The organism is Dactylosporangium thailandense (genome assembly GCF_059739745.1).
Window position 1 is genome coordinate 3967916 of sequence record NZ_AP029195.1, and the last position, 12365, is coordinate 3980280.

The 12365-nt window shown below is 72.9% G+C and carries 11 protein-coding genes; 3 read left to right on the forward strand and 8 right to left on the reverse strand.

Translation table 11 applies throughout. The features are described 5' to 3' along the window. Positions 1 to 115: 115 nt before the first annotated feature. Both AC6JBM_RS17815 and AC6JBM_RS17820 read right to left on the reverse strand, forming a co-directional pair. Complete coding sequence (locus AC6JBM_RS17815) at positions 116 to 832, reverse strand: class I SAM-dependent methyltransferase (RefSeq protein ID WP_497984702.1); 717 nt, start codon at positions 830 to 832, stop codon at positions 116 to 118. A 65-nt stretch (positions 833 to 897) separates the two neighbouring features. Continuing rightward, the gene (locus AC6JBM_RS17820) at positions 898 to 1806 is read right to left on the reverse strand and encodes an NADP-dependent oxidoreductase (RefSeq protein ID WP_497984703.1); all 909 of its coding nucleotides are present in this window, start codon (positions 1804 to 1806) and stop codon (positions 898 to 900) included. Positions 1807 to 1855: 49 nt separating this feature from the next. Between AC6JBM_RS17820 and AC6JBM_RS17825 the strand changes: the two genes are divergently transcribed. Then, the gene (locus tag AC6JBM_RS17825; RefSeq protein WP_497984704.1) at positions 1856 to 2464 is read left to right on the forward strand and encodes a TetR/AcrR family transcriptional regulator; all 609 of its coding nucleotides are present in this window, start codon (positions 1856 to 1858) and stop codon (positions 2462 to 2464) included. A gap of 86 nt (positions 2465 to 2550) precedes the next feature. Beyond that, positions 2551 to 2979, forward strand: a complete 429-nt coding sequence (locus AC6JBM_RS17830; protein ID WP_497984705.1) for a DUF6069 family protein — start codon at positions 2551 to 2553, stop codon at positions 2977 to 2979. Between the two features lie 9 nt (positions 2980 to 2988). On the opposite strand, the gene AC6JBM_RS17835 is transcribed toward AC6JBM_RS17830, so the two are convergent. The 6 genes from AC6JBM_RS17835 to AC6JBM_RS17860 form a co-directional block, all read right to left on the reverse strand. After that, positions 2989 to 5484 carry a sensor histidine kinase gene (locus AC6JBM_RS17835; protein WP_497984706.1) on the reverse strand — a complete coding sequence of 832 codons (2496 nt, stop codon included), beginning with the start codon at positions 5482 to 5484 and terminating at the stop codon, positions 2989 to 2991. A gap of 1 nt (position 5485) precedes the next feature. Continuing rightward, positions 5486 to 6286 carry a potassium-transporting ATPase subunit C gene (locus AC6JBM_RS17840; RefSeq protein ID WP_497984707.1) on the reverse strand — a complete coding sequence of 267 codons (801 nt, stop codon included), beginning with the start codon at positions 6284 to 6286 and terminating at the stop codon, positions 5486 to 5488. Next, a complete protein-coding gene (gene kdpB / locus AC6JBM_RS17845) occupies positions 6286 to 8298 on the reverse strand; it encodes a potassium-transporting ATPase subunit KdpB (protein WP_497984708.1) in 2013 nt (670 codons plus the stop codon). The genes AC6JBM_RS17840 and kdpB overlap by 1 nt, the downstream gene beginning before the upstream one ends. Then, positions 8295 to 9962, reverse strand: a complete 1668-nt coding sequence (gene kdpA / locus AC6JBM_RS17850; RefSeq protein ID WP_497984709.1) for a potassium-transporting ATPase subunit KdpA — start codon at positions 9960 to 9962, stop codon at positions 8295 to 8297. Before kdpA ends, kdpB begins: the two co-directional genes overlap by 4 nt. Next, positions 9962 to 10051 (reverse strand): K(+)-transporting ATPase subunit F, encoded by a 90-nt coding sequence (gene kdpF / locus AC6JBM_RS17855; RefSeq protein ID WP_344617409.1) that lies wholly within the window; start codon positions 10049 to 10051, stop codon positions 9962 to 9964. The genes kdpA and kdpF overlap by 1 nt, the downstream gene beginning before the upstream one ends. Positions 10052 to 10123: 72 nt before the next feature. After that, a complete protein-coding gene (locus tag AC6JBM_RS17860; RefSeq protein ID WP_497984710.1) occupies positions 10124 to 10579 on the reverse strand; it encodes a hypothetical protein in 456 nt (151 codons plus the stop codon). Between the two features lie 245 nt (positions 10580 to 10824). Here AC6JBM_RS17860 and AC6JBM_RS17865 point away from each other — a divergent pair, with 245 nt between their 5' ends. After that, positions 10825 to 12342: a cellulose binding domain-containing protein gene (locus AC6JBM_RS17865; RefSeq protein ID WP_497984711.1), complete on the forward strand. Its 1518-nt coding sequence runs from the start codon at positions 10825 to 10827 to the stop codon at positions 12340 to 12342. Positions 12343 to 12365: the final 23 nt, after the last annotated feature.

Sequence of the window (12365 nt, forward strand, 5' to 3'; positions counted from 1 at the left end):
CCAGAACTACCGTGCGGCCGCTCGGTTCGGGGCGCGGGGATGGTCAACCACACCGCGGCCGGGGGACGCCGACATTCGGGTGCGCCGATGTGGTTGGCGTCGGACGGCCAGGCCTTCAGGCGGTCGTGGCCGCCACGATGAGGAAGTTCGGCAGGTGCACGTAGGCCTCGACGGCGTCCGGCGTCCCGGGCGGCAGGCCGGGCTCGGCGACCTCGGTCAGCCGGCAGCCGAGGTCGGCGAGCTGGTTCAGGTAGGCCGACAGCGGCCGGTGGAAGTTGACCCCGCTCGGCCCGGGGATCTCGTACTCGGCCAGGTAACGGCTCGTGCGGTACTCACCGTGGGCGCGCCACGTCGGGGCCAGCTGCTCGAAGCACGGATGGTTCACCGTGAACACGAACAGCCCGCCCGGCCGCAGCTGCTCGACGCACGCGCGCATGGCGCCGGTCCAGTCCGGGATCACCGGCAGGACCATGCTCGACACCACCGCGTCGAACCGGTCGCCGAGGTCGGGCAGCGCGCACAGGTCGGCCCGCACGTAGCGGATGCCCTGCGGCGCGGCGGCTTCCCGCTCCGCGGCGAACTCGAACAGCGAACGCCCCGGCTCGACCCCGACGACCTCCGCGCCGCGGGCGGCGAGCATGCGGCTGAGGTAGCCGCCGCCGCAGCCCGCGTCGAGGATGCGCCGGCCGGCGAGGTCGCCGAGGAGCCGCAGCAGCACCGGGTTGACGAGGTGGCGCTTGGCGTAGTCGCCGTCGTGCGCCATGTCCTCGAGCAGCGCCCGCGGCATGGTGCCCCACCGCTCGATCGCGCGCTCGTTGGTCCACTCGCTCACGCCACCAGGGTAGCGACACCGATGGATTCGCCGCCGCCCCGGCATCAGGCCGGGAACCACGGGTGTCAGGGCATCAGGACGATCCTCCCGGGTGCGTGGCGGGTCTCGCTCAGCTCGTGCGCCGCGGCCGCCTCGGCCAGCGGGAACCGCGCCGCGATCGGGATGCGCAGGCGCCCGGACGCGGCCAGGTCCACGGCAAGCGGCAGGGCGTGCGCCGCCAGCGGGTTCGGCTGGGACATCGGCACGCCGTGGGTCGCGGCGGTCAGGTCGGCGATGGTGACCACGCGCGACGGGGTGCCCGCGATCGCGATCAGGTCCGGCAGGGCGCCGCCCGCGCAGTCGAGCACCGCGTCCACGCCGCCGGGAGCCAGGGTTCGCACGCGGTCGGGCAGGCCCGGGCCGTACACCGTCGGGATCGCGCCCAGGGAGGACAAAAAGGCGTGGTTGGCCGCGCGGGCGGTGCCGATGACCGTCGCACCCCGGGCCGTCGCCAGCTGGGTCGCGACCGAGCCAACGCCGCCCGCCGCGCCGTGCACCAGGATCGTCTGGCCCCGAACGAGGCCGAGGTGGTCCAGGACCCGCGTCGAGGTCTCCACCGGCCCGGCGGCGCCGCCCGCCTCGGCCCAGCTCCACGACGGGGGCTTCGGGGCCCAGGCGACGAGGACGGCGTGGTCCGCGTTGGCGCCGCGGGAGGCCGGCGCGACCCAGCCGAACACCTCGTCGCCGAGCGCCGTGCCCGTCACGCCGGGGCCGAGCTCGTCGACCACGCCGGCGGCGTCGAAGCCGGTGCGGAACGGCAACCGGGTCGCGACGGCGTCGCGCAGGGCGCCCGAGCGGATGCGGGTCTCGCCGGTCGAGAGGCCCGACGCGCGCACGGCGACGCGCACCTCGCCGGGGCCCGGGTGCGGCTGCGGAACCTCGGCGACGTGGACGACCCCGGGCGGGCCGAAGGACGTGAACTGGACGGCTCTCATGCGCCGGACCGTAACGGAACACCCCGTCCGGTTGGCTAAACTGAGAGCGGTGACGGCGGAAGTGAGACAGCGCTCGGACGCGCGCGACAACCGGGCCCGCATCCTCGCCGTCGCGCGCGCGGCGTTCGCGGCCGACGGGCTCGACGTGCCCATGCGCGAGATCGCGCGGCGGGCCGAGGTCGGGGCGGCGACGGTGTACCGGCACTTCCCGACCAAGGAGGCGCTGTTCGCCGCGGCGTTCGCCGAGCCGATGGCGCTGTGCTCGGCCGTGGTCGAGCGGGGGCTGGCCGAGGCCGACCCGTGGCTCGGGTTCTGCCACGTGGTCGAGGAGCTGATGCGGCTACACGCCCTCGACCGCGGCCTCTCGCGCACGTTCACCTCGCGACTGCCACGGGCCGAGGAGCGTCTGCGGGCCGATCGCGACCGGACGGTACGACTGCTGCTGCGGCTCATCGCGAACGCCAAGGCGTCCGGGCACCTGCGGCCCGACCTCGAGCTCGAGGACGTCATCGTGGCGCTGATGGCCAACGAGGGCATCCGTGCCGAGTCGCCCGCGCTGCGCTCGGCGGCGTCGCGGCGGTTCGCGGCCCTGATGGTCGAGTCGTTCCGGGCCCGGCCCGGCGCGGCCCCGCTGCCCCCGCCCGCACGGTTTTCTTAGCCGCTTCTTATCGGCAGGCTGCTGGACTTCTCACGTGCGTGCCGTTTGCTGCGTGCAACACCAATCGACAGCCGTGGAGGCCCGCCATGACCAGCACCACCGCCCGTCTCGGCACCTCGTGGAAGTCCACCCTCGCCGCCGCCGGCATCGGCGCGGTCGGCGGGTTCGTCGTCAACAGCGTGATCGCGCTGATCGGCCGGGGTGTGCTCGGCGCGCCGGACGAGTTCATGCCGCTCCAGCCGCAGGTGTACGGCATGCTGACCCTCGTCGGCGCGCTCGCCGGCGCCGTCGGCTGGCACCTGATCGCGACCCGGTCGGGCGGCGCCACCCGCCTGCTGCGCGTCCTCGTGCCCGTCGTGCTCGTGCTCTCGTGGATCCCGGACGTGGTGCTGCTCGCGACCGAATCACAGCCGGGCACCACGACCGCCGGAGTTCTCTGCCTGATGCTCATGCACCTGGGCGTGGCGGCGGCCGCCGTCCCCGCGTACCGGCGGCTCATCCCGCCCCAGTCGTAGGCGCCCGGCTCATCGCAGCACCGCCGCCAGCGTGAGGGTCATGGTCAGCCCGCCGCCGGGAGTCGGCTCCGGGGCCAGGGTGCCACCCATGGCCTCGGCCAGGCCGCGGGACAGGGCGAGGCCGAGCCCCACGCCGGTGGAGTTGTCGCGGTCGCCGAGGCGCTGGAACGGCTGGAACACGCGCTCGTGGTCGGACTCGGACAGGCCGGGGCCGTGGTCGACGACGCGGATCTCGATGCGCTCGGCGTGGGCGCTCGCGCCGAGCGACGGCGGGCGGCCGGGCGGGCTGTGGCGCAGGGCGTTGGCGAGCAGGTTGACCAGGATGCGCTCCAGCAGGGCCGGGTCGGCGATCACCTCCGGCAGTTCCTCGGGCACGGTGATTGCCACGGCGGCGTCGAGGTCGTCGGCGGCGCGGGGCAGGACGTCGGCCAGGTCGACCGGCTCCAGCGTCAGCGCGAGGGCGCCGGCCTGCAGGCGGGACATGTCGAGCAGGTTCTCGACCAGGCGGGTGAGGCGGTCCAGCGCCTCCTCCGCGGTGGCCAGCAGCTCCGCGGTGTCCTCGGGCGAGAAGTCGACGTCGGGGCTGCGCAGGCTGCCGACCGCCACCTTGGCCGCGGCGAGCGGGGTGCGCAGGTCGTGGCTGACGGCGGAGAGCAGGGCGGTGCGCAGGCGGTCCACCTCGGCCAGGGTGCCGGCCTCGGCCGCCTGCTCGCTGAGGCGGCGCTGGCGCAGCGCGATCGCGGCGTGCGCGGCGAACGCCTCGACCAGGCGGCGGGCGGCCGCGGGCAGCGCGTGCCCGCGCAGCACCAGGGCCACGTTCTCCTCGATCGGCACCTCGGTCTCGCCGTCGGCCGGCGAGGTGCACGGCGTGTCCCCGACCCAGGCGGCCACCTGCCACGGCGCGCGCTGCGAGTCCCGCTCCAGCAGCGTGACGCAGGCGAGGCCGAAGGACTCCCGCACCCGCTCCAGCAGCGCCTCGAGCGGGTTGTCGCCGTGCAGGACGCTGCCGGCGAGGGTCGCGAGGGTCTGGGCCTCGGCGGAGGCGCGGGCGGCGTCGCGGGCGCGGCGGGCGGCGCCGTCGACGACGGTGGCCACGGCGACGGCGACCCCGACGAAGGCCACGAGCGCGAAGACGTTCTCGTGCTCGGCGATCGTGAGCTGGTTCAGCGGCGGCGTGAAGTACCAGTTCAGCAGCAGGAACCCGCCCACCGCGCAGATCAGCGCCGGCAGCAGCCCGCCCACGAGCGCGGCCCCGACGGCCAGGACGAGGTAGGCGAGGATGTCGCTGGGCAGGGACATGTCCTCGCGGAGGCCATCGAGGAGGGCGGTCAGCAGCGGTAGGCCGACCGCGGCGAGCAGCAGCCCGGTGAGGCGCCGGCGCCGGTCGAGCCCGCCGAGGCTGCGGGCGCGGAACCCGAAGCGGCGCGCCTCCTCGTGGGTGACGAGGTGCACGTCGATGGCGCCGGACTCGGCGGTGGTGGTGACGCCGACGCCGGGCGAGAAGATCTGGGCGACTCGGCCGCGGCGGCTGGCGCCGAGGACGAGCTGGGTGGCGTTGACGCCGCGGGCGAAGTCGAGCAGCGCGTTCGGGACGTCGGCGCCGAGGACCTGGTGGTAGGTCCCGCCGAGGGACTCCACGAGCAGCCGCTGGCGGGTGAGGTTGGCCGGGTCCGCGCCGGCCAGGCCGTCTCCGCGCACGACGTGGACGGCGAGCAGGTCGGCGCCCTTGGTGCGGGCGGCGACGCGGGCGGCCCGGCGCACGAGCGTGTCGCCCTCGGGGCCGCCGGTGAGCGCCACGACGACGCGCTCGCGGGTCTCCCACGTCTTGTCGATGCCGTGCTGGGAGCGGTACCGGTCGAGCTGCTCGTCGACCTTGTCGGCCAGCCACAGCAGGGCCAGCTCCCGCAGGGCGGTGAGGTTGCCGACCCGGAAGTAGTTGCCGAGCGCGGCGTCGACCTTCTCGGGCCGGTAGATGTTGCCGTGGGCCATCCGGCGGCGCAGCGCCTCCGGGGTCATGTCGACGAGCTCGATCTGCTCGGCCCGCCGGACCACGGCGTCGGGCATCGTCTCGCGCTGCGGCACGCCGGTGATCGACTCGACGACGTCGTTGAGCGACTCCAGGTGCTGCACGTTGACCGTGGTGAGCACGTCGATGCCGGCCGCCAGGAGCTGCTCGATGTCCTGCCAGCGCTTGGCGTTGTCGCTGCCCGGCACGTTGGTGTGGGCCATCTCGTCGACGAGCGCGACCTCGGGGTTGCGGGCCAGCACGGCGTCGAGGTCGAGCTCGGTGAAGTCCGCGCCCCGGTAGGTCATCCGCCGGCGGGGCATGACCTCGAGGCCGGCGAGCATCGCCTCGGTGAAGGGGCGGCCGTGGGTCTCCACGAACCCGACGACGACGTCGGTGCCGCGGGCGAGGCGCCGCCGCCCCTCCTCCAGCATCTTGTAGGTCTTGCCGACGCCCGGGGCTGCGCCCAGGTACACCCGCAGCATCCCGCGCGCCGTCATGTCAGCTCCGATCCAGAGCGAGGTTGAGCTCGAGCACGTTCACGGCCGGTTCCCCGATGAATCCGAGCGTACGGCCGTCGGTGTGCTCGGCGACGAGCCTGCGCACGTCGGCCTCGGGCCTGTTGCGGGCCGCGGCGACGCGCTTGATCTGTAGGTCGGCGTAGGCGACGCTGATGTGCGGGTCGAGGCCGCTGCCGCTGGCGGTGACCGCGTCGGCCGGCACCGCCGGGTTCGCGGGCGCGTCGCCGCGGATCGGGGTCAGCACGCCGCCGCCGAGGTCCTCGCCCTCCTTCGCGCACTCGACGGGCCGGCCCTCGTACGAGCGCACGAACGGCGTGGCCGGGCACGTCTGGTAGACGCTCACGGCGTGGTCGGGGTACACGGCCAGGACGGCGGCGTGGCCGTCGGGGGTGCAGTAGGGCCGGGCGCCGTCCACGCCCTCGAGCTCGCCGACGGCCTTGCTGCGGCCGCAGACCTCGTCGAGGAGCTTCGTGTTCTCCGGCCCCAGGTTGCTGGCCGAGGTCGACGTGGGGTCGTAGCCGTCGCCGGCGGCGGAGGGGCGGGACTGGAAGTACCGCTTGAGCGGGTTGCCCTTGTCGTCGGTGAACGACTGTCCGACCAGCGCGCTGCCGACGGGTTTGCCGTTGTGTTCGATGAGCGAGCCGCCGGCGGGGCCGGACAGGCCGGGGATGTGGGCGACGGCGACCATGAGCAGCGGGTAGGCCAGGCCGAGCACGATGGTCAGCACGACCAGGGCGCGCAGGGCGGCGAGGTGCTGGGCGAGCCAGGCGGGTAGGCGCATCAGGAGATCCCCGGGACGGTCATGATGATGAGGTCGATGAGCTTGATGCCGATGAACGGCACGATCACGCCGCCGGCGCCGTAGACGAGCAGGTTGCGGCGCAGCATCGCGGCGGCCGAGCCGGGCCGGTAGCGCACGCCGCGCAGGGCCAGGGGGATCAGCGCGACGATGACGAGGGCGTTGAAGATGACCGCGGACAGGATCGCCGAGGCCGGCGAGTGCAGCCGCATCACGTTGAGCGTGTCCAGGCCCGGGTAGAGGGCGGCGAACATCGCCGGGATGATGGCGAAGTACTTGGCGATGTCGTTGGCGATGGAGAACGTCGTCAGCGCGCCGCGCGTGATGAGCAGCTGCTTGCCGATCTCCACGATCTCGATGAGCTTCGTCGGGTCGGAGTCGAGGTCGACCATGTTGCCGGCCTCCTTCGCCGCCGACGTCCCGGTGTTCATCGCCACCCCGACGTCGGCCTGGGCGAGCGCCGGGGCGTCGTTGGTGCCGTCGCCGGTCATCGCGACGAGCTTGCCGCCCTCCTGCTCCCGCTTGATCAGGTCCATCTTGTCCTCGGGGGTGGCCTCGGCGAGGAAGTCGTCGACGCCGGCCTCCGCCGCGATCGCCTTGGCCGTCAGCGGGTTGTCACCCGTGATCATCACGGTGCGGATGCCCATCCGGCGCATCGCGTCGAACCGCTCCCGCATGCCCAGCTTCACGACGTCCTTGAGGTGGACGACGCCGAGGGTCCGGGCCGGCTCGCCCGCGCGCCGGGAGGCGACGACGAGCGGGGTCCCGCCGGAGGAAGAGACGGCGTCCACGATGGAGCCGACCTCGTTCGTCGGGTGCCCGCCGTGGTCGCGGACCCACTTCATCACCGCGATCGCGGCGCCCTTGCGGATCTCGCGGCCGTCGACGTCCACGCCCGACATGCGGGTCTGGGCGGTGAACGGCACCCACGCGGCGCCGGTGACGTCCCGCTCGCGCAGGCCGTGGTGCTCCTTGGCGTACACCACGATGCTGCGCCCCTCGGGGGTCTCGTCGGCGAGGGAGGACAGCTGCGCGGCCTCGGCCAGCTCGTCCACCGTCACGCCGTCGACGGGCAGCAGGGCGCCCGCCTGCCGGTTGCCCAGCGTGATCGTGCCCGTCTTGTCCAGCAGCAGCGTGTTGACGTCGCCGGCCGCCTCCACCGCGCGGCCCGACATGGCCAGGACGTTGCGCTGCACCAGGCGGTCCATGCCGGCGATGCCGATCGCGGACAGCAGCGCGCCGATCGTGGTCGGGATGAGGCAGACCAGCAGGGCCACGAGGACGATGCCGGACACGGGCGCGCCCGAGTAGATGGCGAGCGGCTGGAGGGTGGCGACCGCGAGCAGGAAGATGATGGTCAGCGAGGCGAGCAGGATGTTCAGGGCGATCTCGTTCGGCGTCTTCTGCCGGTTCGCGCCCTCGACGAGCCCGATCATGCGGTCGATGAACGACTCCCCCGGCTTCTGGGTGATCTTCACGACGATCCGGTCGGAGAGCACCTTGGTGCCGCCGGTGACCGCCGAACGGTCGCCGCCGGACTCGCGGATGACGGGCGCGGACTCGCCGGTGATCGCGGACTCGTCGACGGAGGCGATGCCCTCGATGACGTCGCCGTCCCCGGGGATGATCTGCCCGGCCTCGACCACGACGACGTCGCCCTGCTTGAGGTCGCCCGCCTTGACCGTGGTGCCGTCGGCCAGGTTCGCCATGGTGTCCTGCTTGGCCCGGCGCAGGGTGTCGGCCTGGGCCTTCCCGCGGCCCTCCGCGACCGCCTCGGCCAGGTTGGCGAAGAGCACGGTCAGCCACAGCCACACCGTGATCGCCCACGCGAAGACGGAGGGGTTCGCGACGGCGAGGACGGTGGTGAAGACCGAGCCGACCTCCACGATGAACATCACCGGGTTGCGCCACAGCGTGCCCGGGTTCGTCTTGCGCAGCGCGTCGGGGACCGACTTCCACAGCTGCTTGGGATCCAGCAGACCCGCGGCGATCATGATGCGCCGAGTCCTTCCGCGAGGGGGCCGAGCGCGACGGCCGGCAGGTAGGTGAGCAGCACGACGATGACCGTGACGGCCACGACCATGCCGATGAAGAGGGGTTGGTACGTCCGCAGCGTGCCCGCGGACGCCGGCACGGGCTGCTGGCGGGCGAGCGAGCCGGCCAGGCCGAGCACGAGGACGATGGGCAGGAACCGGCCCAGCAGCATGCACAGGCCGAGCGCGGTGTTGTAGAAGGTCGTGTTGGCGCTGATGCCGGCGAACGCGGAGCCGTTGTTGTTGGACGCGGACGTGAAGGCGTACAGCACCTCGGAGAGGCCGTGCGGCCCCGGGTTCGCCATGGAGCTTCGCGCCGACGCCGACCCCATGGCGATCGCGGTGCCGACGAGCACCAGGGCCGGGGTCGTCAGCAGGTACAGCGACGCGAACTTGATCTCCCGCGCGCCGATCTTCTTGCCGAGGTACTCCGGCGTCCGCCCGACCATGAGCCCGGCCACGAACACCGTGATGACCGCCAGAATGAGCATGCCGTAGAGCCCGGATCCGACCCCGCCGGGCGCGACCTCGCCCAGCATCATGTTCAGCATCGTGATCATGCCGCCGAGCGCGGTGTAGGAGTCGTGGAACGAGTTCACCGCGCCCGTCGAGGTGAGCGTGGTGGCCGCGGCGAAGGTGGCCGACTGCGGCACGCCGAAGCGGGTCTCGGTGCCCTCCGTCGCCGCCCCGACCGCGGTCGGCACGGTGCCGCCGTGGTGGATCTGCAGCGCGTTGAGCGCGATGACGCTGCCCAGCGCGAGGATGCCCATGATGCCCGCGATGGCCAGGCCCTGGCGCCGGTCGCCGACCATCCGGCCGAAGACGCGCGGCAGGCTGAACGGGATGAGCAGGATCAGCAGCACCTGGAGCCAGTTGGTCCAGCCGGTCGGGTTCTCGAACGGGTGGGAGCTGTTGGCGTTGTAGAAGCCGCCGCCGTTGGTGCCGAGCTCCTTGATGACCTCCTGCGAGGCGACCGGGCCCCCGGTGACGTGCTGTGTCGCGCCGGCGAGGGTGGTCACGTCGGTGCCGCCGGACAGGTTCTGCACCATGCCCGCCGCGATGAACACCGTGGCGCCGATGACGGCCACCGGCAGCAGGATCCGCACGCTGACGCGGACCAGGTCGACCCAGAAGTTGCCGAGCTGGTCCGTCTTCGAGCGGGCGAACCCGCGCACCAGGGCCACGGCGACCGACACGCCCACCGCCGCCGAGACGAAGTTCTGCACCGCCAGGCCGGACATCTGCACGAGGTGGCCCATCGTGGACTCGCCGGAGTACGACTGCCAGTTCGTGTTCGTCACGAAGCTGACCGCGGTGTTCCAGGCCTGGTCCGGCTTGACGGGATCGAAGCCGAGGCTGAGCCACAGGTGGTTCTGCACGCGCTGGAACAGGTACAGGAACAGGATCGACACGGCGGAGAAGGCCAGCACGCTGCGCGCGTACACGCCCCACGACTGCTCGCCGTCGGGGTTGACGCCGGTGACGCGGTACATCACCCGCTCCGCGCGCAGGTGCCGGGCCGAGGTGATCGCGCGGTACATGTAGTCACCGAACGGGCGGTACAGCAGCGCCAGGACGGCGATCAGCGAGGCGATGAACAGCACGCCCGCCAGGGTTGGGCTCATCAGAACCGCTCCGGGAAGAGCAGGGCGGCGATCAGGAACGCGGTCAGGGCGACCGCGAGCACGAGGCCGACGAGGTTCTCGGCGTTCACAGCCGCTCCACCGCCCGCACCGCCAGGCCGAGAATCGCGAACGCCGCGATCGTCAGCAGCACGAACCAGACATCAGCCACTGGGGCTCGCCTCCTTGTGGGCATGGATCGACGACGCGAATCCGCCGCCGTTGAGCCAGGTGCGCATCCGCAGGACATCCCGGCGGTGCCGCCCGGCGAGGTGCGCGCGGGCCGCCAGCCAGCCGGCCAGGGCCGCGCCGGCCAGCACGGACAGGCGGATCGCGTCCGCGGAGCCGTGCCAGGTCAGCACGCCCAGCCGGTTCACCAGGAACCCGTTGAGCACCGTCCAGGCGATCGCGGCCGTGCCCGGCACGGCGATCAGGTTGCCGCCGAGCCCGCCCGCCGCGGCGACGACCGCGGCCATCGCGACGAGCCGCGGCACCGGCTCGTCCGGCGCGGTCGCCGCGGCGGCGACCAGCGCCGTGGCGACGACCGCGCCCGCGCCCGCGGCGAGGGTGATGCCGGTCGGTGCGGCGTGCGGCCGCACCAGCCACCATGTCCCGTTCATCTCGCACCCGCTTCGGCACCTGCGTCCGGCGCTGTCCGTCCGGCTCGCTGCAAGTGAAGACCCGCGCGAGTACCCCGCCCAGATGTCTTGATGCTTTCCCTACGCGCCCGGTGCGTTTCTTAACGCGTTCTTGACGCGTGCATGTTTCACCGGGGCCGCGCGCTCGGCCGCACGCGAGCGTCGAAGCGGTTGCACGGGCCTCAGACATCCCTGTATGTCGATGCGTGACACCAGGAGGTGGATTGATGCGGTTCTCGAGAAACCGGCATTGGATGGCGGCCCTCGCCGCCGGGGCCGTCGCCGTGGGCGCGGCGCTCACGGTGGTCGCACCCGCCGAGGCGGCCGCCGGATGTCGTGTCACCTACGCCGTGACCAGCCAGTGGAGCGGGGGCTTCGGCGCCACCGTGAGCGTCACCAACCTGGGCAGCGCGGTGTCGAGCTGGAAGGTCGGATGGGCGTTCACCGCCGGGCAGGTCGTCCAGCAGCTGTGGAACGGCACGGTGACGCAGTCCGGGGCGCAGGTCACCGTGGCGAGCGCCGGCTGGAACGGCAGCCTCGGCAGCGGCGCGAGCACCTCGTTCGGGTTCAACGGGTCGTGGACCGGGTCGAACCCGGTGCCGGCCGCCTTCACGTTCAACGGTACGGCGTGCAACGGCCCGGTGCCGCCGGGCTCACCGTCGTCGTCGCCCTCGGCGTCGCCCTCGGCGTCGCCCTCAGCCTCCGCCCCGCCCGCCGGCCTCGCGCAGGTGTACACCCCGGGCCGCGTGCGGACGGTGGACACCGTGATGCAGTACACCTGGCCGGGCGTCTACTTCGAGGGCCGGTTCCGCGGCACCGGCGTGGGCATCGGCCTCAACGACGCCAACAACGACTACGTGGTGCAGGTCGACGGCGCCACCGTCGCGACGCTGGTGACCCCGGGCCGGACCACGTACTGGGTCGCCAACCTCCCCAACGCCGAGCACACCGTCCGCCTGGCGAAGCGCACCGAGAGCCCGTGGGCGGCCGGCGAGTTCTCCGGCTTCGTCGCCGCGCCCGGCGGGGCGATCCTGAGCCGGCCCACGCCCCGCGGCCGCCAGATCGAGTTCATCGGCGACTCGTGGACCGCCGGCTACGGCAACATGTCCACGACCCGCGACTGCAACAGCAACGGCGGCGTCACCCGCAACTCCAACGCCGACTCCGCCTTCGGCGCGCTGAGCGCCCGCAGCCTCGGCGCCGACTACCAGACCATCGCCTGGTCCGGCCTCGGCATGGTGCGCAACTACGGCGGCCAGAACACCGCGACGAGCTTCCGCGACTACTACGACACCGACCTGCAGGCGCTCTACAACAGCGCCCCGTGGCCGAACCCGGGCACCTGGAAGCCGCAGGTGGTCGTCGTCGGCCTCGGCATCAACGACTTCTCGACCGCGCTGACGGCGGGCGAGCGGTGGAGCACGATCGACGCGCTGGCCGCCGACTACCGCACCGCCTACCTCGCGTTCATCGGCCGGCTGCGCGACCGGTACGGCCCGAACACGTACATCGTGCTCACCTACCCCGACCTGTCCTACCAGACCACCGCGTTCGCCACCTCGGTCCAGCAGATCGTCCAGACCCGCAACAGCCAGGGCGACCAGCGCGTGAAGAGCCTGTACTACGACGACAACGCGCTCGGCCTGGACCACCTCGGCTGCGACTGGCACCCCTCGCTGCACGACGACCGGATCATCGCCGACACCCTGACCAGCTTCATCAACGGCCTGCCGCTGACCTGGTAGCCCCCGCCCCGGGCTGTGGGGCC